Source organism: Kribbella sp. NPDC055071, from assembly GCF_053608045.1.
On the sequence record NZ_JBSGUS010000024.1, the window covers coordinates 70,204 to 90,928 of the forward strand.

Here is a 20,725-nt window from a genome sequence, read left to right on the forward strand (position 1 = left end):
TTACGGTTCGTGGAGACTTACCGAGGTGAGGTGCAGTTGGATGCGCTGGGGGATCGCAGCCGGCGTGCGATCGTGGCGGTGCTGTCGTCGCAGGGGCCGACGGCGGTCAGCAAGCTGGCGGAGCAGTTGCCGATCAGTCGGCCTGCTGTGTCTCAGCATCTGCGGGTCTTGAAGGAAGCCGGCTTGGTGCGTGACACCACGGCAGGTACGCGGCGGCTCTACGCGCTCGACGACACCGGGCTGGACGACCTCCGTGGGTACTTCACCACGTTCTGGCGGCGCACTCTCGACGACTACGCCGCCTTCGCCGCCGAGCATGCAGTCGAATCCGAAGGCGCAATCGGATCCATGGACACAATCGGACCCGAGAACACAGCCGGATCCGTGGACGCAATCGGACCCGGGAACGCAGCCGGACCCGGGAACCCAGCCGGATCCGTGGACGCAGCCGGACCCGGGAACACAGCCGGATCCGTGGACGCAGCCGGATCCAGGGACGCAGCTGCAGCCGAGGAGATAGAGGAGGAGCGATGAGTCAGTCATCCATCGAGCCGGTTCGGCAGGAGGTCGTCGTGCCCGTGGACCCGCGGCGCGCCTTCGAGCTGTACGTCAACCGTCCCGGCCGGGCGCATCCGGCCGACGGGCAGTCGGGTGACCCGCTGCGGATCGTCTACGAGCCGTTCGCCGGCGGGCGCTGGTACGAGGTCGATCGCTCGGGCCGGGAGTACGAGTGGGGACGAGTCCTGACGTGGGATCCGCCGCACCGGCTGACCCTCGCGTGGATGGTGGGCGCTGCCACGGGCGAGTGGGCGTTCGATCCCGATCCGGCGCACGCGAGCCTCGCCGAGATCACTTTCGAGCCGATCGACGGTGGGACCCGGGTCGCGGTCGAGCACACCGGATTCGAGCGGCACGGTCGCGGCGCGGACAGCATTCGCCGGGGCGTGAGTACAGGTTGGGCCGAGGACCTCCACGACCTGCAGCGTGCGATCGAGCCCGCGAAGCACCCCTGAGCGCGCATGTTCACCTCACCGCGGATCGTCCTGTTCACGCGCGACATCGAACGCGCCGTCAGGTTCTATGCGGAGCTGGGGTTCGTCGAGGCGTTCCGGACTCCGACGCACGGGACGCCGATTCATGTGGACCTCATGCTCGACGGCTACCGGATCGGCCTCGCGACTGAGGACTCGGCTCGTCACGACCATGGTCTGGACCCGGTCGCCACCGGCCAGCGTGCCGCAGTGATCCTGTGGACCACGGACACGCCGGCCGCTTACTCCAAGCTGCAGGCGGCCGGCGCAAAGCCGATCAAGGACCCTGCACCCTGGCTCGACAGACTATTGATCGCTTGGGCTGAGGATCCCGACGGTCATCTCGTCCAGGTTGTTCAGAGCACTAAGGGCTAGTAGTCACCAGAACGGCCTCGGTGAGGAGGCGGCGTACCAGGACCAGTTGGTCCGCGTCGTCCAGACCGGGGAGGTTGCCCACCTTGCAGTCCGCGCCGGAGCAGAGCTCTGCCACCGCAGTGGCTGTGGCAGCAGGGAGGGTGATCGTTCGGTCCGGCAGCTGGAGGACAACGGGATCGCCTGGCACTACTCGACACCGGAGACCCGCGCGGAGGCGGACCGTCGTACCGACGGCCAACGACGCGATGGATGCGGCGTGGGCGAGTGGCGGGATCGGCGCTGGTCGGTTGCCGGACCACGTACGGCGTCTCAGCCGCGCGGCCAACGCATCAGGTGCAGCCGACTGGATCTCACGGACGAAGAGCTCGACCACCTCAGGCAGGACCTCACTCAGTTGCGCGGGATCGCCCGGATCAAATCCCAGCGGCAACGCGCCCCGCAACGACGCCTGGTCGGCGGCGAGCGCAGCCAGCTCCTGAACCAGCAGATACCGCGTGAGCGTATGCATCCCGACGGTCAAATGCGCACTGACTCCACCGAGCGCCTTGGCCGAGTGCAGGAAGCCACGCGGCACATAGAGCGCGTCACCCGGTCGCAGCACCTCGTCGATCACCGGAGTGTGATCACGCGCAGCCGACGCCACAGCTTGAGAGTGGTCCGTCCACGGCTGGTTGCGCAGCGGATCGACGTGCACCGGCTCATGCACGGTCCAGTGCTTCTCACCCGCCACCTGCAACACAAAGACATCGTGTACGTCGTAGTGCGCCGAAAACCCTTGTGACTCAGGAGGAGTGATGTATGCGTTGATCTGGACCGGATGACCGGCGTCAGCCGACAACTGTGTCGAAAAGTCGACCAGTGCGGGCCAGGTGCGATGCAAAGCCTGCAGTACGACGGTGTGCCCGCTGGCGAACAGCGCCGCGACCTTGTCGTCGCGGATCTGGTCCGTGATGTCGGCGCCCACACCAGCCGGCCCAGTGAACTGTCCGTCCCCAACGACCGTGCCGTTCTTGGCGATGCGCAGGAACGGTGTCCGCAGACCACGCCGGGACAGCAGCTCGTCCGCGGATTCCAAACTGAACAGATCGTCGAACGGCGCAGGGAGGTCTGGCCCGTGGGACAGCAGAGCGCGCGAACCCCAATAGGAGTTCGCGAACTCGTCGAGATCACCTGCTACACAGCGCCGGAGAGCCGGTCGCTCATCCGGCAGCGACCCGGCTCCCGGCACCGTACTCACCAACTTCCGGAACCCTGGCCCGCTCCACCGTCGGCGCCGCCGTCAGCACCACCGTCGTGACCATCCGCGTTCGCGCCACCATCGGCCGTACCTTCGCCACCGGCGCCACCATCCGCACCGCCGTCGCTCACGCCGGACGAAGCGCCGCCGTCGGCCAAGCCCTCGCCTGCCCCACCGTCAGCACCGCCGTCGTGGCCCCCCGCGTTCGCGCCACCGTCGGCCAAGCCCTCGCCCGCCCCACCATCGGCACCACCATCGGCACCGCCGTCGTGACCACCGGAGTTCGCGCCGCCATCCGCCGTACCCTCGCCGGCACCACCGTCAGCACCGCCGTCAGCACCGCCGTCGTGGCCGCCCGTGTTGGCACCACCGTCGGCCAGACCCTCGCCGCCGGCGCCACCATCCGCACCACCATCGGCGCCGCTGTCGCTCGCACCACCGTCGGCCGTACCTTCGCCGGCCTGGCTGTCGTTGCCCTCGGTCGAGCCGCCGTCGCCCGCGCCGCCATCCGCGCCACCATCGGCGCCGCCGTCGTGACCGCCGGTGTTCGCACCACCGTCCGCGAGACCCTCTCCACCGTCGGAGGAGGTCGTCATGTCATCGTCGCTCAGACCCATTGTGCTGCTCCCTTCGCGAATGGCCAGAAAGAATGCCGATGCACAGCATGGCACCCAGCGACCATCCTGTGCGCAAAACGGTGAGGGCTAAACCCCCCACGGGTTACAGCGACAATTCGGTTCGGCAGCGAACACCGCACAACCCGGTGCTGGACCTCAGGTGGTCAGGTCTTTCCACACCTTCGCGAAGCCGTCGGTCACGTCGTCGGGACGCACCGCGATCCGCAACCAGTCCGGCCCGAGACCCGGGAACGTCTCACCTCGACGGACCGCGAATCCACGCTCTCGCAGGGATTCCCGCAGTACGGCGCCACCCTCGACCTGCACCAGGACGAACGGTCCGCGCGGCACGCCGTACGTCGAAACCGGCGCCAAACTGTCAAGCAGATGGACACGCTGGCGATCGATGTCCAGCGCCGCCCGAGCCGCTTCGTCCACGGCCCGCCCGTTGCTGCAGGCAATCGCCGCCGCGAGTGCAGGAGTGGACACCGGCCAGTGCGGTTGGACAGCAGCGAGTTGTTCGATCAACCCAGGGGCCGCGAGCACGTACCCGACGCGCAGGCCGGCCAGACCCCAGGTCTTGGTCAGGCTGCGGATGACGACGAGGCCGGGGATGGAGGCGCCGGTGAGCGACTCGGGTTCGCCGGGGACCGCGTCCATGAAGGCCTCGTCGACGACGAGGATGCGGTCGGGGCGGGCGAGTTCGCGGAGGTCGTCCGCGCGATGGAGGACGGAGGTCGGGTTGGTCGGATTGCCGATGACAACGAGATCGGCATCGGCCGGTACGGCGCGCGGATCCAGGACGAACCCGTCTTCCGGGCGCAGGATCACGCGATCGACCACATGCCCGGCGGACCGCAGCGCGGCCTCCGGCTCGGTGAACTGCGGATGGACCACGACCGCATGCCGCGGCCGGAACGCGCGCGCGATCAGCACGAACGCCTCCGCCGCACCCGCAGTCAGCAGGACGCGATCAGGCCCGACGTCGTGCCGCGCAGCGACCGCGTGGACGGCCGCATCCTGTCGCGGGTACGCCGCAAGGTCACACAAGCTGGCCGTGATCGCGTCGATCAACCACGCCGGCGGTGTCCCCGCCCGCACGTTGACCGCAAGGTCGACCAGGCCATCCCCGACCTCGAGATCGCCGTGGTGCTCCAGATCAAACCCATCCAACACACGGCGAGGTTAACCGTTCCGGCCCGATTTCGGACCAGCCAGTCCAAACTAAACGAGTCAGCGGGGGTTGACGGTATACCGGCGGTTGCGGAGTGAAGGGTTGCGGTTGCGTACGTCGGCCACCCGGTCCGCGGAGATGTCCGCGAAGGCGTAGCCGTCCGACTCGCCCACTGCCGAGAGTGCGATGCCCTGCGGGTCGATCACCTGGCTCAGGCCGCAGTACTTCTTCCCGTTCTGGGCGGCCGCGGCGACATAACAGGTGTTCTCCACTGCTCGAGCGGTGAGCAGAGTGGTCCAGTGGTGCTCTTTCAGGGGACCGCGAACCCACGCCGCCGGTACGACGAGGACCTCGGCGCCGGCGTCGATCAGAGCGCGGGACAGCTCAGGAAAGCGCAGGTCGTAGCACGTCATCAGCCCCAGCTTGGTACCGGCGACCTCGACCACCACAGGCGCCACGTCCCCAGCGGTCAGCTGATCCGACTCCTTGTACCCGAACGCGTCGTACAGGTGAATCTTGCGATAAGCGCCGAGCAGCGAACCGTCCGCACCAACGGCCAGGAGTGTGTTGTACGGGCGGTCCTGGTCGCAACTGCGTTCGAACATCCCCGCCACGATCGCCACCCCGTGCTCGACCGCGGCCTTACGCAGCGTCGCCACGAACTCCCCGTCCAGCGACTCCGCGGCCTCCGCCACCGAACCACCCTCGGTCGCGAAGTCGGACATGATCGCCTCCGGAACGACGACCAGATCCGGCCCACCCTGCGCCGCCGCACCAACAACCCGCGCCACGAGCTCGCGATTAGCAGCTTTGTCATAACCACTAGCGGTCTGCACCACGGCGATCTTCACACCTCCATGGTGCCGCAAAACCCTTGAACCTGACCCGACGTGAGGACTTAGCGTCGTGGACATGGACACCGAAGACAGGACCTGGCGGGTCGGTGAGCTCGCGCAAGCCACCGGCCTCAGCGTCCGGACCCTGCACCACTACGACGAGATCGGTCTGCTGCGACCCAGCGGCCGGAGTACGTCGGGACACCGGCAGTACGACAGTGCCGACGTACGGCGGTTGCACCTGATCGTGGCGGTCCGTGGGTTCGGGTTGTCGCTGGCCGAGGTGAGTCAGGTCCTCGACGGTGAGCTGGCGGATCCGCGCACGTTGTTCCGCACCCAGCTCCAACTGGTCGAGGAGCAGCTCGCCGCGGCGACCACGCTCCACCGCAAGCTCCGAGGTGTCCTCGACGGTCTCGATCGGGCCCACGAACCGTCGTCCGAGAAGCTCATCGAACTCATCGAGGTGATGACTGCTATGTCGCGAGTACTGACACGTGAAGAATTCGACCAGCTCCAGAAGTCCCGGGCGGAGGCGAGAGCGAAGCTGACGGATGCCGAGCTCACCGCCATGGACCAGCGGCGCCGCGCAGCAACCGAGGCGCTGACGCCGGAAGAGCTGGAGACCATGCAACAAACGCGGGCGGCCTTCCTGCCGAAGGAGGTGTAGACCGGCGTCCAGGCCATCACAATCACCGGACGGCGGGGTTCTCACGCCGGAACCCAGCCGGATGGGCGGATTGTGATGGCCTGGGGATCCGCTCCCCCCGGCACGACCTCGGCGCAGCGGGTGCAAACTTCGGGGGGTGGAGTTTGATGCGTTGGTGTTGGCGGGGGGCGGGTCTACTCGGTTTGGTGGGGTGGACAAGGCGATGCTGGTGCTGGAGGGTGTGACGCTGCTCGATCGGGTGCTGGCGGCAACTGGTGGTGCGGTGTCGACCGTGGTGGTCGGGCCGGTTCGGACTACCTGCCGGCCAGTCGAGTGGACTGTTGAGGATCCGCCGTCGGGTGGTCCGGTGGCCGGGATTGCGGCGGGACTGTCCCGAGGCACCGCACCGGTCGTCGTACTGGTCAGCTGCGACCTCCCCTGGCTCACCACGGAGGACGTCTCCGGGCTGGTCGAAGGACTCGGCGACCACGACGGCCACGGCCTGCGCGACACGGATGGCCGCGAACAACAGCTAGCTGCCGCATACCGTCGTACGGCGCTCTCCGACGCCATCACCCGGATCGGTGACCCCCGCGACAAGTCCGTACGGCGTCTTGTCGCTGAGCTCGACCTGGTGTGGACCGAACCCACCCACGCCGGCGACGACGTCGACACCTGGGCCGACTTCGACGAGTAATTCGATGGACACGGCTTCTACCGTGATTCCGTGGGTAGTGAGGCACTACTGGCCAAAGCGGTTCCCGACAGCGAAGAGATCATCCAGCGCACCGGTGGTCAACTGAGCACCGTCTTCGAGGTACGTCGTACCACTGGCGATCCCGTGATCGTGAAGGTCTACTCGCCGGAGTGGGTCTGGAAGCAAGCCAAAGAGGTCCACGTCTACGGACTGCTCGCCGAGGAGCTCAACGGCGCCATCCCGCACGTGCTCCGTGCCGAGCCGGCGACCGATGAGCACGATGCGTACACGGTCCTCACCAAGCTCGACGGCGTACCGCTGTCGGAGCTGGAGCCGCCCGACTGGCGTGCGACGTACATGCAGCTCGGTCAGCTCCTTGACCGGGTGCACCGCATCCCGCAGACCGCGTACGGGTATCTGACCGACCAGATCCTCGATCCGCTGCCGGACAACGACCAGTACATGCGCAGGCAGTTCGCCAAGAAGCTCAAGGAGTTCGACGAGCTAGGCGGCGACCCGGAGCTGCGCACCGCGATCCGGCAGTACGTCGACAACCACAGCGACCTCTTCGCCGCAAACGCAGCCCCGGTCCTCTGTCACAACGACTTCCACGAAGGCAACATCCTCGTGGACCCGGACACCGGGCAGGTCACCGGCCTCATCGACGTCGAGAACGCGATCGCCGCGGACCCCCTCCTGGACCTGGCCAAGACCTTCTCGTACTCGATCCGCGACAACGCCGAGAAGCGGGCGGGATTGATCGACGGGTACGGCGTACTCCCCGACGACTGGGAGGACCGCCTGCGCCTCTACCGCGCCTACCACTCGCTCGAACTATGGGACTGGTTCAAGTCGACAGGTGAGACCACCTACCTCGACAGCATCGCCGCAGAGCTTGGTGGGCTGGTCGAGCGCTGAGGGTACGGTGTGCAGCATGCGAGCTGTCGTGTGTGAGGGTGCCGGCGGGATCGACGTACTGACGATCGGCGAGATCGAGGATCCGCAACCGGCCGTCGACGAGGTCGTCATCGATGTGGTCGCGGCGGGCGTGAACCGCGCCGACCTGCTCCAGCGGCAAGGGTTCTACCCGCCGCCACCCGGCGCACCCGGGACGATCGGACTCGAGGTCTCGGGGCGGATCGCCGCCGTCGGATCGGACGTCGAGGGTTGGTCCGTGGGCGACGAGTGCTGCGCGCTGCTCGCGGGTGGTGGCTACGCGGAGAAGGTCGTCGTACCGGCACCGCAGGTCATGCCGGTGCCGGACGGGCTGGATCTGGTCAGTGCCGCGGCGCTCCCCGAGGTCGTCGCCACGGTCTGGTCGAACGTGTTCATGACCGCGCACCTCAAGGCGGACGAGACGCTGCTGGTGCACGGTGGGTCGTCCGGGATCGGCACGATGGCCATCCAGCTCGGGGTCGCGCATGGCGCGCGGGTGCTCACGACGGTCGGCAGCACGGACAAGATGGAGTTCTGCACGCGGCTCGGCGCGGATGTGGCGATCAACTACAAGGAAGCCGAGTGGGCGTCCGTGGTCAAGGAGGCCACCGGGGGCGCCGGTGCCGACGTGGTCCTCGACATCATCGGCGCCAAGTACCTCTCCGACAACGTGAAGACGCTCGCGTACGACGGGCGCCTGGTCGTGATCGGGATGCAGGGCGGCACCCAGGCGGAGCTGGATCTCGGCCGCCTGATGAGCCGCCGCGGTTCGATCACCGGCACCGGCCTGCGGGTGCGGTCGGTCGCGGACAAGGGCCGCATCCTGGCCGAGGTCGTCGGTCATGTCTGGCCGCTGATCGCGGCGAAGAAGGTCCGCCCGATCGTCGACACCACCTACCCCCTCGCCGACGTCGCCCAGGCTCACCAGGCGATGGAACAGTCCAACCACATCGGCAAGATCCTCCTCACTCTCTAGGACCTCCAGCACTCACCAACTGCCACACGCAGCGGCCGGCCACGCCTGCGCTCTGGGCCAACCGGCTACTTGATGAGTGGCGGAGGTCCGCCTTGACCACGTAGTGACCACGTATTGACCACAGCATACTGGGTATGCATACTCGGTATCTATGTCGATCAAGCACGGTTTGCTGGCGCTGCTCCAGGAGGGGCCGAAGTACGGGTACCAGTTGCGCGGGGAGTTCGAGAGCGCGACCGGTTCGACCTGGCCGCTGAACATCGGGCAGGTGTACACGACCCTGACCCGGTTGGAGCGGGACGGCTTCGTGCGCGGCGGGGACGAGAACGCCGACGGTGACGGGCGGTCGATGTACGAGATCACCGACGCCGGCCGCGACGAGCTGGCGAGGTGGTTCGAGACGCCGGTCACCCGGGAGTCGCGGCCGCGGGACGAGCTCGCGATCAAGCTCGCGCTGGCGCTCGCCGTACCGGGGGTCGAGGTGCACGCCGTCGTCCAGCGGCAGCGGATGTCGACGATGGAGTCGCTGCAGGAACTGACCCGCCTGAAGCGCGGGAGTCGCGACGGCGAGATCTCCTGGCAGCTGATCGTGGAGTCGATGATCTTCGCCGCCGAGGCCGAGATCCGCTGGCTCGATCACTGCGAGGCGACGCTCCTCCGGCACCGGCGCATCCCGACGAAACAGCACGCAACCGAAGAAGAAGCAGCAGACCACCTGGGGGCACAGCGATGATTCTGGACATCCGCAATCTGACCAGAACACATGGTCACGGGGAACAGGCCGTGCACGCGCTGCGCGGCGTGGACCTGGCGGTGGCCGCCGGTGAGCTCGTCGCCGTGATGGGCCCGTCCGGATCCGGGAAGTCCACGTTGCTCACCTGCGCCGGCGGTCTCGACCAGCCGACCAGCGGCGAGGTCCTTGTCGATGGCAACGATCTCACCACCCTCAGCCGGAACGCGGTCGCCGCGCTCCGCCGTCGCCGGATCGGCTACGTCTTCCAGGACTTCAACCTGATCCCCGCCCTCACCGCCGCCGAGAACGTTGCCCTCCCACTCGAACTCGACGGCACCCGCACCCGGACCGCCCGCAAGTACGCCGTCGCAGCGCTACAGGAAGTGGGTATCAATGAGCTCGCCGACCGATTCCCCGACGACATGTCCGGTGGCCAACGGCAACGAGTCGCGATCGCCCGCGCCATCGTCGGCGAACGACGGTTGCTCCTCGCGGACGAGCCGACCGGAGCCCTCGATTCCGAGACCGGCGAAACCGTCCTCCAGCTGCTCCGGGACCGCTGTGATCAACACGGCGTCGCCGGCGTCCTCGTCACCCACGACGCCCGGCACGCCGCCTGGGCCGATCGCGTGGTCTACCTGCGCGATGGTGTGCTGGTAGGTCAGTCCGGCCCACTCCCCGATGCAGATGTTCTCCTGCAGGAGAGCCGGTAATGGGCAGCTGGGGGCCGCCGCTACGGATAGCCCGCCGTACGACGAGACGGCAGCTCGGCCGGACCCTGCTGGTTGCCGCGCTCATCGGTCTGCCCGTCTTGGCCGCGACCGGAGCCGGTGTCATCCTCAGAACCTCAAGCCCACAAGGCGAAACGCTCGCCACCACCATCCTCGGGCAAGCCGATGCCGTGGTCGGAGTCACGCAGTACGGGAAACTCGAGAACCGCCCAGGCGAGCCGTCCCTGTCGACCTTCGAGGCAGGCCCACCGGTCGACGCGATCCAGACGGTCCGTACGCCGTCGACGTTCGATCCGACCCCGCTCTTGCCGCCGGGCAGCACCTTCGCCCGAATGTTCGTCGACACCGGCATGACAACGATCCGCACACCCGGCCCGAACACGTCGGCCACTCTTATCACCGGCGACGGCATGAGCCCCTTGACGAAAGGCACGGTCAAGCTCGATCACGGCCGCTTGCCCGCCACGAAGAGCGAGGTGGCCATCTCACCGTCACTGGCCGACCGCCTCGGCCTCAAGGGACCGAGTGGCACCGTGGTCGGCAAGGACGGCCGGCGGTACGACGTGGTCGGCATCGCCCGCCAGCTCGAGTTCCCCCGAACGCCGACCATCTTCGCCACGTCGGACACACCATTGCGCACGGCAGGCCCGGGCGACGACGCGCGCTACCTGGTCAAACTGCCGGCCTCGGTGGACACCGGCACCCTCGAATCCCAGCTCCTCACACACGGTCTCTTTTTGTTGCCGCGAGCAAACGTCGTGCACCCGCCACCGGATCAGTACGACCGGACCGTCGCAGACTTCACGCCGTACGCCGTGATGGCGCTCGCGATCGGATTCGGTCTCCTGGAGATCGTCCTGCTCGCCGGTACGGCGTTCGCCGTCGGAGCCCGGCGCCAGACCCGGGAGCTCGGCCTCGTACTGGCGACCGGCGGTACGCCGCGCGACGTACGCCGGATCGTCCTGCTGCAGGGGGTGTTCGCCGGTGTGGTGGGGGTGATCGGCGGACTCTCCCTCGCGGCCGTCGCCGTCCTGGCCGGGAAGTCCCTGTGGGAGCGAATCACCTCGAAGATCATCACCGGGTGGCAGATTCCCTGGTCGGGCGTCGTGGCGATTGCGGCGATCGGACTGCTTTCCGGTCTCGCGGCTGCCGTCGTACCGGCGATTGCCGCCGGCAAGCAACCGCCGATGGCCGCGTTGAGCGGACGCTTCGCGGCGTCGGCCGGACGAGTGAAGCTCCGGTTGGTACCGGTGGTCCTACTCGCAGTCGGCGTTAGCTGCGCACTCGTCGGGACAGGCCTGCTGGCCGCGGAGCTGAGGGCGGCAGAGCGACTGGAAGCGGCCAACGCGAACTGTCTGCAGGACTGCCAGTGGCCGGGCACCCCGACGGTCCCGATCGCCATGGTCTTCGTCGGGATCACCGCGACGATTGTGGCGCTGGTCTGGCTGCTTCCCAGCCTGATCGCGGCCTGCGCCGCTCTTGGCCGGCGGCTGCCGCTGAGCGCACGGATGGCCGTTCGCGACGCCGGCCGGCACCGGCATCGGACCGGTCCCGCGGCGGCCGCGATCATGATGGCCGTCGCTGCGACCGCGGCCGCTGCCTTCGTCGTCTCGAACGCGGTCGCCACCGGCGAGCAGACCTACACCCCGATGGCGCGGTCCGGCGACGCGATCCTGCCGTTCGGCGAGGGGAATCCGGTCACCGAGAAGTATTCACCGCACACGGTCGACCAGATCGCCGGTCTGCTCCCGGTCCGGCACACCTACGAGCTGGGCACGGTTTCGTTGCCCAAGGCAAAGGCTGACGACTACGGCAACATTCCCTTCCTCTCCGTCGATGCGCCCAAGGGCTCCAGGCTTCCGTCGTACCAGTTGCTGGCCGTTGATCCGGCGTACGTCGCGCGCTTCGATCAGTACGGCGCCAACGCCGCCACCGAACTGCGGGCCGGCAAGGTCGTCCTGCCGATCGATCACAGCGCACCGGGCAAGTCCGTCCTGCGGAACGACGAGCGCTCCACCGGCCAGACCATTGCCACGGTGGCGGGCGGGACGCCACCGAAGATCCCGGTACTCCACGACAACGCGCTGATCTCGACCGACGCCGCCCACAAGCTCGGTACGGTCACGATCACACAGGTTCAGTACGAACTGACCCAGAAGCCGACCAAGGCCGAGCTCGCGGCGGTTGCGCGGGTGCTCGGCGCGGACGACGCGTTGCGGATCGAGGCGGGGTACAAGAGTTCGGCGTGGCCGCTGATGGCCGGCGTCCTGGGAGCGGCGACCATCGTCACCCTGCTCGGCGTCGCGATCTCGGTGTCGTTGTCGGCGGCGGAGGGACGGGCGGACCTGGCGACCCTGGCCGCGATCGGTGCGCAACCCCGGCGGCGTCGGTCCCTGGCCGCCGCACAGGCCTGGGTGCTCGGTCAGCTCGGCTGCCTGCTCGGCGTCGGGGTGGGAGCGCTCTTCGGTTACACCGCTCACGCCATCGTCGACTCACCGCAGTTCATGGTCCCGTGGGCTCAGCTCGCCGCGATCGTGGTCGCCGTACCCCTCTTCGCCGGTCTCCTGGCCTGGCTGATGACGCGCTCCACGCTGCCGATGGTCGCCCGGATCGACTAACCGACCTGAACGACTTCGGGGTACGCGACGGGGTACGGCGGTGTGCTGGCGACTCTCCACTGGCCGCAGGCACACCGCTGGTACACGACCAGGCCGTCGCTGACCCGATGGGAGGACACCACGCTCCAGCGGTGCCGGTGAGACTCGCTTCCGGTTGTCATGTCTCCATCGTGATGTAATGGCATTATGCATCTCAACCCTTACGGCGCGGACGCGGTCCTGCTCGCGGTCAACCTGGTCACCCGGCCCGCGAACACGCCCGACGAGCTGGCCGAGCGGTGCGAGGAGAGCGGCGTCGACAACCGCCGGCTGCGCGAACGACGGGTGACGGCCGCGGACCTGGCCGCCGTACGTGTCGCCCTGGACGAGTGGCTCGCGGTCGTCGATGCCCCGGACGAGCAGACCCGCGTCGATCTGATCAACGCGATGCTGGCCAAGTACACCGAGCATCCGCGCCTCACCAACCACGCCGGCGACGGCTGGCACGTGCACTACCGCCCGTCCGACGTCCCGGTCGGACGACTGGTCGCGACACTGATCAGCACCGGTACGGCGTTGCACCTGGCGGGACGCGGGATCACCCGGCTCGGGCGCTGCGACGCCGATGGATGCGACAACGTGTACGCCGACCTGTCCCGGACCGGCCGGCAGCGGTACTGCACCCCCGCCTGCGCGAACCGCGACGCCGTCCGCCGGCATCGCGCCAAGCACTGAGCCATTGCGTCAAGCAGTAAGCCGAAGTTGTCCACAGGTGCGTCTCCGGGGTTCCAGCTGCCGGAACTAGGATGGGCAGATGACCGAGAGCAGCGAGGGCCAGGGAGTTCCGATGGCCGGGGCACGGACCGAGGACGGCAAGGTGCTGATCGTCGGGCCCGACGGCATGGCCGTCGAGGGACCGCCGCGCTCCGAGGGTGAGCACGGCGAACACGACGAACCGCGGTCGGTGACCGAGCTGGTCGAGCAGCCGGCCAAGGTGATGCGGGTCGCGAACATGATCCGCAACCTCCTCGAGGAGGTGAAGTCGGCCCCGCTCGACGAAGCCTCCCGGCAGCGGCTGAAGGCCATCCACGAGGCCTCCATCAAGGAGCTCGAGTCCGGCCTGGCGCCCGAGCTCGTCGACGAACTGGAACGGCTCAGCCTCGACTTCACCGACGACAGCACGCCGACCGAGGCCGAGCTGCGGATCGCGCAGGCCCAGCTGGTGGGATGGCTGGAGGGTTTGTTCCACGGCATCCAGACGGCGCTGTTCGCCCAGCAGATGGCGGCGCGTCAGCAGCTCGAGCAGATGCGCCGCGCCCTGCCCGGTGGACAACAGCTGCCACCCGACGAGATGCCACCCGGCTTCCCCGGCGCACCCCAGGCCGGCAACACCGACGGGCCCGGCAGCGGGGGCATGTACCTGTAGTCCCTTGGTTCACAGGTTGAAGCGCTCTTCGAGGACGGCGGCAACGCCGTCCTCGTCGTTTGCCGGGCAGACCCTGTCGACGACCGCCAGCACCTCGGCGTGCGCGTTCGCCACTCCGTACGACGTCCCCGACCACGCGAGCATGGGCAGGTCGTTGACGGAGTCACCGAAGGCGATCGTCTCACTGGCTGATATCCCAAGCCCGGCAGCGAAATCGGCCAGCATGGCAGCCTTCGAGACACCACTCGCCGAGATCTCCACCAAGCTGTGTCCGCCGCTGTGGCTCGCATTCACGCGGCCGGCCGCGATCGGACCGATGCGGGCGAGCAACTCGTCGGAGTGCCAGCTCGGATGGCGCACCAACAGCTTCGCAGCCGGCTCCGACAACAAGACCTCGACCGCCGCGACCAACGTGTCCGCGGGCGTCGGCCACCGATTGACGTAGTGAGGTTCCTGTCCGTAGCGGTCCGGTCGCTCGATCGCGAACTCGACGTCGGGAATCTCCGCACGGATCGCCTCGGCGATTTCGAGAGCGACTTCCGGTTCTATCAATCGGGTCCGGATCGCCTTGCGCTGCAGGACGTCGTACAGAATGGCGCCGTTGGCAACTATTGCGATTCCGTGATCGCCGATCAGGTCCGCGAGATCGTGCAGCCACCGAGGTGGCCGCGCGGTAACAATCACGAAAACACTTCCGGCCCGCTGGACCGCGAGAACCGCCGCGCGCGTTCGTGACGAGACGGTTCCGTCGTTGCGGACCAGTGTTCCGTCCAGATCGGAGGCGATCAGCCGGGGTTGGCGAGAGCTGTCGATGGCGGTCATCGACACACCGTATCCGGAGGTCGCATTACTCCTGTCGGCCCGTTCGGCGCAACCCAAAAGTCCACGGATTCAGAGGTTTCTGACTTATCTGATTGAGCTTTTGACAACGTCACCAGACCGTTACGGCAGGATGCTGCAAAGGCAGCAAGTTCCCCTGCGCAGCATCGGGCACGCATGATTTCATGCGGTGGTCTGGCGGGGAACCGGGGGCAGTTGAGCCGCGTCGTAAGCGTGTTCCGGATCAGCGCGACTGCTACCGCCCTACCCACCGTAAGCACGCACAGGCGTCACAAAAAACTGTTGTGGAATTGGCTGCAACCAAATCCGTCGCAGCGACGTCAAGAGTTATGGATCGGTGCGTCCCGCGCCCGGGACGACACGGTGGGCCGGTAACAGTTCGCCAGTCCATCAGCTAGTGGATCCGCATGACCGAACGGCCTCCACCGTTCGTGCACACGGGTCGCGATACTTGGGGAGCCTTGATGACCGTCAACAGCGCCAATCTAGCGGGGCCGAGGGGCAATAGCTCCCGAGCGGCTGTCGACACACCTTCGATCAGGGAAAGGGCGACGACCGGCTGCATCGCCCGACCGGAGATTTTCCAGCACCGCCTGATGGAAGAGCCGCCGCCCGCGTCCGCCACCCGTCGCACCCGGGAGCGGTACGAACAGTTGGTGCGCGAGGCAAAGGCCTTGTGTGCCTCATGTCCCTTGTTCACCGAGTGTTTGTACAACGCGGTGGCCGAGCACGACGTGAGCGGCTTCGTCGCCGGAACCACTGCCGCACAACGCCGTTCGATCCGGAACCTGCTGGACGTCGAGGTCCAGGCCGACGACTTCGACCAGCTCGCGGGAGCCCGTGGCACCCGCCGGCCGGTCAGCCACGAGGAGGTCCTGCGGCTGCGTACGCAGTACCCGAACGACAGCCTGGAATCCCTTGCCATGCGGCTGGGATGCTCGCTGTCGACGGTGAAGCGGCACCTGCGCCGTGCTCGCCGTGGGCAGAGCCCGGCCGCCAAGGCGCCCAGGCCGCGGCCGGAGGTCGAGGCCGTCCTGGACGCGTTCGAGGCGGTCACGGAGCACCCGCAGTGCCAGCCGCGCCGCAGTGGCGGCAGCCGCGTCGCCTGACCCGATACTCGGCCCGCCAGCGGTCTATCGGCGCTCTCGACCGGTCATAGCGTCAGACATCGAGGCCCGGATTCCTGTGCAGACAGGGATCCGGGCCTTTCAGTTGCCGCAGGCAATTGTCAAGCCTTTCGATCCTGGCTCAATAGCTTGCCGTGAAGTACGAATTTCGAGGATTGTCTGACTCGGATCAGAACCACCGGTTCAGAACAGCGGCAACCCCGTCGTCCTGAACCGATTTGGTGACCTCGTCGGCCGCGGCTTTCACCTCGTCCGGCGCTGATCCCATCGAGATGCCCCGGCCGGCATAGGTCAGCATCTCGATGTCGTTGCGTCCGTCCCCGATGGCGAGCAGGCCGGAGGGATCCAATTCGTACTGCGCCAGCGCGACCTTGAGCCCGGTGGACTTGTCCACGCCTTCGGGTGCGATGTCGAGCCACGCGGTCCATCCAACGAAGTAACTCACGCCGTGCAGGCCGAGCCGCTCCGCCAGACGAACGAAGTCGGCTTCGGACTGTTCCGGGTCCCGGATGATCAACCGGGTCACGGGTTCCGGCGCGAGCTCGTCGTCGGCGACCACGCGGATGCTGGCGTGGGCGCCCAGATCACCGGCCGGGAACGGTGCGGTGACCAGATAGCTACCGTCGAACTCCTCGACGGCCATTCGTGCTGCCGGCGCGTACTTGCGCACCGAGGCGATCACGGTGGTCGGATCGAACGTCCGCTCGTCGATCACCTTGCCGTCAGGGAAGCGCAGCGTCCGCGCACCGTTGCTACAGACAACGAATCCGCCGGCCGGCAGACCGAATCGCTCGGCCACCGGTTTGGTGGTCGACCACGCCCGCCCGGTGGCGAGGATCACCGGGACCTGGGCGGCAGTTCGCCGTACCGCGTCGACGACCGCGTCCGACAGCCCTTCGTCGTGATCGATCAGCGTGCCATCGATGTCCAGGGCAACGGCCGTCGGCCGCGGTCCGTCACTCATCTCGCGACCGGTTCCAGGACTTCGCGTCCGCCCAGGAACGGCCGCAGCGCGGTCGGGATCCGGACCGAACCGTCGGCCAGCTGGTGCGTCTCGAGGATCGCGACGATCCACCGCGTGGTGGCCAGCGTGCCGTTCAGCGTCGCGACCGGCTGCGTCTTGCCGTCGGCGTCGCGGTGCCGGATGTTCAGCCGGCGGGCCTGGAAGTCGATGCAGTTCGACGTCGAGGTCAGCTCGCGGTACCGGCCCTGCGTCGGCACCCACGCCTCGCAGTCGAACTTCCGGTACGCCGAGACGCCGAGATCACCGGTCGCGGTGTCGATCACGCGGTAGGACAGCTCCATCTTGTCGAGCATCTCCTTCTCCCAGCCGAGCAGCCGCTGGTGCTCGGCGGCGGCCTCGTCGAGGCTGCAGTAGGAGAACATCTCGACCTTGTCGAACTGGTGGACGCGGATGATCCCGCGGGTGTCCTTCCCGTGCGACCCGGCTTCCTTGCGGTAGCAGGACGACCAGCCGGCGTACCGGAGCGGGCCGTTCGACAGGTCGACGATCTCGTCCATGTGGTAGCCGGCCAGGGCGACCTCCGACGTACCGGTCAGGTAGAGCTCGGGGTCGTCAAGCCGGTAGACGTCGTCGTGCGCGTTCAGGTAGCCGGTGCCGTCCATCACCTCGGGCTTGACCAGGGTCGGCGTGATCATCGGGGTGAAGCCGTTCTCCACCGCCTGCTGGATCGCCAGCTGCAGCATGCCGAGCTGGAGCAGCATGCCGGCGCCCTTGAGGAAGTAGAACCGCGATCCACTGATCTTCGCGCCGCGTTCCATGTCGATCGCGCCGAGCAGCTCGCCCAGCTCGAGGTGGTCGCGCGGCTCGAAGCCCTCGGCCGCGAAGTCGCGCGGCTTGCCGACCTCCTCGACCACGACGAAGTCGTCCTCGCCGCCGACAGGGGCCTCGTCGGAGACCAGGTTCGGCAGGGCCTTGGCGAGCTCGTCGAAGCGCTGCTCGGCCGCCTTGGCGGCAGCCTCGTTGGCCTTCACGTCGGCAGCCACGGCCTTGGTCCGCTCCAGCAGGGCGGTCCGGTCGTCGCCCTTGGCCTGGGCGACCTGCTTGCCGAGCGTCTTCTGCTCGGCCCGGAGCGCCTCGAAGGCGGAGATGGACGATCGACGCTCACTGTCGGCGACCAGAATCTGGTCGACCAGGTCCGTACTCTCACCGCGCTTGGTCAGGGCGGCGCGGACGACATCGGGGTTCTCACGGAGCAGTTTGGCGTCAATCACACGACGAGGGTATCGGGGCGTGTCTTGGACGGCGAAGTCTATTCGGGATGATGTGGTGGCGATACGCGATCATCGAGGGGGATTCGAGCGGGTCATGAACCACCACCCACCCAGTCCGGTCGGCCGTGTGCTGACGGTCGTCCTGGGTGCGCTGCCGTTCCTCGTCATCACCCTGCTGATCTTCAAGCACTGGCCACCGCTGGAGCGCTGGGACCTGTCCGTCTCCGTGCGGGCCGCCGCGTACGGCGCCTCCCACCCGGACCTGGTCGACATCTGGCAGGTCATCGGCGCGATCGTGATCCCGTGGACGTCGCGAGGTGTGCTCGTGGTCGTCGCCGTGTACCTGTGGCAGCGGCGGGCCCGGCATCTGACCGTCTGGCTGCTCACCACCGCTGCAGCCGAGCTGGGGTTGGTCGTGGCGGTCAGGGCGATCGCCGAGCGGCCACGGCCGGCGCAGATGCTGATCGACGCGGGTGGCTGGGCGTACGTGTCCGGCCACGCCACCGCGACGTTCGTCATGGCTGGGGCGCTGGGCGTGGTCCTGCCGTCGGTGCGGGGATGGCGACGGCGGTTTCGGCTGCTGGTGACGTTGCCGACGATCGCGGTGGTGTGGATCGCGTCGGCGGATCAGGTCGCGCTGAACGCTCAGTACGTGTCGGATGTGCTCGGCGGGTGGGCGCTCGGGCTGGCGATCCTGACTGCCACGTCGATCGGCTTCGGGCTCCGACCCGGCCTGCGCCGCCGGCGTCGTCGTACGCTCACCGAGGCGGACGGTACGACGGTGCCGCCGCGCGCCGCTGTGATCGTGAACCCGATCAAGGTCGGGGATGGGGTCGCGTTCCGGCGGAAGGTGACGCGGGCGCTGGCGGTTCGCGGGTACGACGATCCGCTCTGGCTCGAGACGCGTGAGGACGACGCCGGGAACGCGATGGCGAAGCGGGCGATCGAGTACGAGTCGGATCTGGTCCTGGTCGCGGGTGGGGACGGGACGGTCCGGGTGGTCTGCTCGGCGTTGGCGCATACCGGCATCCCGGTTGGGGTGATTCCGGCTGGGACCGGGAACCTGCTGGCGCGGAACCTGCATATCCCGCTCGACCTCGATGACGCTCTGGAGCGGATCTTGGAGGGACGGGACCGGCGGATCGATCTGGTCCGGGTGCATGGGGACGAGCTGGACACGGATCGGTTCGCGGTGATGGCCGGGCTCGGGCTGGACGCGGCGATCATCTCCGACGCGCCGCCACATCTGAAGAAGCAGATCGGCTGGACGGCGTACCTGGTCGGGGCGGCGAAGAACATCAACCACCCGTCCGTGCGGGTCCTGCTCGCGCTGGACGACGCCGAGCCGATCGAACGACGGGTCCGCACGGTCGTGATCGGGAACGTCGGGATGCTGCAGGCCAACATCCCGCTCCTCCCCGACGCCCGCCCCGACGACGGCCTGCTCGACGTCGTCGTGATCGCGCCGCGCCGCGTCACCCAGTGGCCGATCGTCCTGTGGCGCCTGATGACCCGCACCAACCGCACCGACATGTACCTGGAACGCTTCACCGGCCGGAAGGTCGACATCACCGCCGCCGTAGACGTCCAACGCCAACTGGACGGCGACCCCATCGGCCCCGGCCGCTCCCTCTTCGCCGAAATAGAACCCGGCGCCCTAACCGCCCGAGTCCCCAAACGCCGCTGACCCCCGCCGCTCACCCCGCCCACCCAGCCGAGCTGTCGACGTCCACCATTTGAGGGGCCGGCCCCCGAAGTGGTGGGTGGAGCCGGCCGTATACGGGTGCGCAACCCACCATCTCGGGGGCCGCCCTCCGAAGTGGTGGGCGGGACCGGCCGTATACGGGTGCGCAACCCACCATCTCGGGGGCCGGCCCCCGAAGTGGTGGGTGGAACCGGCCGTATACGGGTGCGCAGCCCACCATTTCAGGGGCCGGCCCCTGAAATGGATTCGGCGGGGTTAGTCCTGTTCGGCTTCTTTGCGGAGGGTTTCCAGGGCCTCTTCCTCTTCGGGGGAGAGTTTGGCTTCGCTGGTGAAGGACTTGATTTGCTTGGCGTACGTGCGGGCGTCGGCGCGGCTGTTGATGGACGTGAGGACGACGCCGTCGCCCTTGTCGTCGAGGAGTGCCAGGGACCAGGACAGCTTGCCGCCGGTGTCGCCGAAGGCGTCGTACCGGACCATGGCCAGGTGCTGCAGGGTCTCGCGCAGTTCGCCGCGGGTGACGTCGAGGTCCTTGCTCAGCTTGCGCAGTTCGGAGCGGACGGTGCCCGGTTTCGCCTCCGGCTGCGCGGGCTCCGGCTCCGGCGCCGGGACGGGCGTCGCCGGGAGCTTGCCCGACTTGCTGGACGACTCGGACGTGCCGGTCTGCGCCCGCAGCGACTGGATCGCGAACACCAGGGCGAGCACCGCCACGAACAGAGCGGCGATCCCGAAGGCGCCGGCTAACGTCGAAGACACGCACGGCAGCCTAGAGCATGACCTCCGATTGCTGAGTATTCAGGCGACTCCGG

General features: G+C 67.9%; 22 protein-coding genes. 14 read left to right on the forward strand and 8 right to left on the reverse strand.

All coding sequences use genetic code 11. The features are described from left to right. The first annotated feature begins 9 nt into the window (after window positions 1-9). Genes ACWF4Z_RS31950 through ACWF4Z_RS31960 form a run of 3 tightly spaced genes read left to right on the forward strand, consistent with a single transcriptional unit; the run spans window position 10 to window position 1,406 of the window. Window positions 10-534: an ArsR/SmtB family transcription factor gene (locus tag ACWF4Z_RS31950; RefSeq protein WP_452246899.1), complete on the forward strand. Its 525-nt coding sequence runs from the start codon at window positions 10-12 to the stop codon at window positions 532-534. Further along, window positions 531-1,013: an SRPBCC domain-containing protein gene (locus tag ACWF4Z_RS31955; RefSeq protein WP_452246900.1), complete on the forward strand. Its 483-nt coding sequence runs from the start codon at window positions 531-533 to the stop codon at window positions 1,011-1,013. The genes ACWF4Z_RS31950 and ACWF4Z_RS31955 overlap by 4 nt, the downstream gene beginning before the upstream one ends. Window positions 1,014-1,019: 6 nt before the next feature. Beyond that, a complete protein-coding gene (locus ACWF4Z_RS31960; RefSeq protein WP_452246901.1) occupies window positions 1,020-1,406 on the forward strand; it encodes a VOC family protein in 387 nt (128 codons plus the stop codon). Here ACWF4Z_RS31960 and ACWF4Z_RS31965 read toward each other — a convergent pair. The 4 genes from ACWF4Z_RS31965 to ACWF4Z_RS31980 form a co-directional block, all read right to left on the reverse strand. Then, window positions 1,396-2,643 (reverse strand): cupin domain-containing protein, encoded by a 1,248-nt coding sequence (locus ACWF4Z_RS31965; RefSeq protein WP_452246902.1) that lies wholly within the window; start codon window positions 2,641-2,643, stop codon window positions 1,396-1,398. The two genes, ACWF4Z_RS31960 and ACWF4Z_RS31965, sit on opposite strands and share 11 nt — an antisense overlap. Next, window positions 2,640-3,260 (reverse strand): BatC protein, encoded by a 621-nt coding sequence (locus ACWF4Z_RS31970; protein WP_452246903.1) that lies wholly within the window; start codon window positions 3,258-3,260, stop codon window positions 2,640-2,642. Before ACWF4Z_RS31970 ends, ACWF4Z_RS31965 begins: the two co-directional genes overlap by 4 nt. 156 nt (window positions 3,261-3,416) lie before the next feature. After that, on the reverse strand, window positions 3,417-4,436 hold the full coding sequence (gene cobC / locus ACWF4Z_RS31975; protein ID WP_452246904.1) for an Rv2231c family pyridoxal phosphate-dependent protein CobC: 1,020 nt from the start codon (window positions 4,434-4,436) through the stop codon (window positions 3,417-3,419). Window positions 4,437-4,493: 57 nt separating this feature from the next. After that, window positions 4,494-5,285 (reverse strand): carbon-nitrogen hydrolase family protein, encoded by a 792-nt coding sequence (locus ACWF4Z_RS31980; RefSeq protein WP_452246905.1) that lies wholly within the window; start codon window positions 5,283-5,285, stop codon window positions 4,494-4,496. Between the two features lie 61 nt (window positions 5,286-5,346). Here ACWF4Z_RS31980 and ACWF4Z_RS31985 point away from each other — a divergent pair, with 61 nt between their 5' ends. From ACWF4Z_RS31985 to ACWF4Z_RS32025, 9 genes are all read left to right on the forward strand, one after another. Next, complete coding sequence (locus ACWF4Z_RS31985; protein ID WP_452246906.1) at window positions 5,347-5,937, forward strand: MerR family transcriptional regulator; 591 nt, start codon at window positions 5,347-5,349, stop codon at window positions 5,935-5,937. A 136-nt stretch (window positions 5,938-6,073) separates the two neighbouring features. Next, on the forward strand, window positions 6,074-6,613 hold the full coding sequence (gene mobA, locus ACWF4Z_RS31990) for a molybdenum cofactor guanylyltransferase (RefSeq protein ID WP_452246907.1): 540 nt from the start codon (window positions 6,074-6,076) through the stop codon (window positions 6,611-6,613). Between the two features lie 30 nt (window positions 6,614-6,643). Continuing rightward, the gene (locus tag ACWF4Z_RS31995) at window positions 6,644-7,531 is read left to right on the forward strand and encodes a phosphotransferase family protein (RefSeq protein WP_452246908.1); all 888 of its coding nucleotides are present in this window, start codon (window positions 6,644-6,646) and stop codon (window positions 7,529-7,531) included. A 16-nt stretch (window positions 7,532-7,547) separates the two neighbouring features. Next, window positions 7,548-8,525, forward strand: a complete 978-nt coding sequence (locus tag ACWF4Z_RS32000; RefSeq protein ID WP_452246909.1) for an NAD(P)H-quinone oxidoreductase — start codon at window positions 7,548-7,550, stop codon at window positions 8,523-8,525. A gap of 151 nt (window positions 8,526-8,676) precedes the next feature. Further along, window positions 8,677-9,258: a PadR family transcriptional regulator gene (locus tag ACWF4Z_RS32005; RefSeq protein ID WP_452246910.1), complete on the forward strand. Its 582-nt coding sequence runs from the start codon at window positions 8,677-8,679 to the stop codon at window positions 9,256-9,258. After that, entirely contained in the window at window positions 9,255-9,971 is a 717-nt protein-coding gene (locus tag ACWF4Z_RS32010; protein WP_452246911.1) for an ABC transporter ATP-binding protein, read from the forward strand. Before ACWF4Z_RS32005 ends, ACWF4Z_RS32010 begins: the two co-directional genes overlap by 4 nt. Then, window positions 9,971-12,607, forward strand: a complete 2,637-nt coding sequence (locus tag ACWF4Z_RS32015; protein WP_452246912.1) for an FtsX-like permease family protein — start codon at window positions 9,971-9,973, stop codon at window positions 12,605-12,607. The genes ACWF4Z_RS32010 and ACWF4Z_RS32015 overlap by 1 nt, the downstream gene beginning before the upstream one ends. Before the next feature lie 186 nt (window positions 12,608-12,793). Then, on the forward strand, window positions 12,794-13,321 hold the full coding sequence (locus ACWF4Z_RS32020) for a CGNR zinc finger domain-containing protein (RefSeq protein ID WP_452246913.1): 528 nt from the start codon (window positions 12,794-12,796) through the stop codon (window positions 13,319-13,321). A gap of 79 nt (window positions 13,322-13,400) precedes the next feature. Next, complete coding sequence (locus ACWF4Z_RS32025; RefSeq protein WP_452246914.1) at window positions 13,401-14,012, forward strand: bacterial proteasome activator family protein; 612 nt, start codon at window positions 13,401-13,403, stop codon at window positions 14,010-14,012. Between the two features lie 9 nt (window positions 14,013-14,021). On the opposite strand, the gene ACWF4Z_RS32030 is transcribed toward ACWF4Z_RS32025, so the two are convergent. Continuing rightward, window positions 14,022-14,834 carry an HAD family hydrolase gene (locus ACWF4Z_RS32030; protein ID WP_452246915.1) on the reverse strand — a complete coding sequence of 271 codons (813 nt, stop codon included), beginning with the start codon at window positions 14,832-14,834 and terminating at the stop codon, window positions 14,022-14,024. Window positions 14,835-15,448: 614 nt separating this feature from the next. On the opposite strand from ACWF4Z_RS32030, the gene ACWF4Z_RS32035 reads away from it, so the two are divergent. Beyond that, window positions 15,449-15,961 (forward strand): WhiB family transcriptional regulator, encoded by a 513-nt coding sequence (locus tag ACWF4Z_RS32035; RefSeq protein ID WP_452246916.1) that lies wholly within the window; start codon window positions 15,449-15,451, stop codon window positions 15,959-15,961. A 187-nt stretch (window positions 15,962-16,148) separates the two neighbouring features. Here ACWF4Z_RS32035 and ACWF4Z_RS32040 read toward each other — a convergent pair whose 3' ends face one another. Both ACWF4Z_RS32040 and serS read right to left on the reverse strand, forming a co-directional pair. Next, on the reverse strand, window positions 16,149-16,943 hold the full coding sequence (locus tag ACWF4Z_RS32040; RefSeq protein WP_452246917.1) for an HAD family hydrolase: 795 nt from the start codon (window positions 16,941-16,943) through the stop codon (window positions 16,149-16,151). Next, window positions 16,940-18,214 (reverse strand): serine--tRNA ligase, encoded by a 1,275-nt coding sequence (gene serS / locus ACWF4Z_RS32045; RefSeq protein ID WP_452246918.1) that lies wholly within the window; start codon window positions 18,212-18,214, stop codon window positions 16,940-16,942. Before serS ends, ACWF4Z_RS32040 begins: the two co-directional genes overlap by 4 nt. 127 nt (window positions 18,215-18,341) lie before the next feature. On the opposite strand from serS, the gene ACWF4Z_RS32050 reads away from it, so the two are divergent. Then, window positions 18,342-19,901, forward strand: a complete 1,560-nt coding sequence (locus ACWF4Z_RS32050) for a diacylglycerol kinase family protein (RefSeq protein WP_452246919.1) — start codon at window positions 18,342-18,344, stop codon at window positions 19,899-19,901. A 273-nt stretch (window positions 19,902-20,174) separates the two neighbouring features. Here ACWF4Z_RS32050 and ACWF4Z_RS32055 read toward each other — a convergent pair whose 3' ends face one another. Continuing rightward, window positions 20,175-20,672, reverse strand: a complete 498-nt coding sequence (locus tag ACWF4Z_RS32055; protein WP_452246920.1) for a DUF4446 family protein — start codon at window positions 20,670-20,672, stop codon at window positions 20,175-20,177. Window positions 20,673-20,725: the final 53 nt, after the last annotated feature.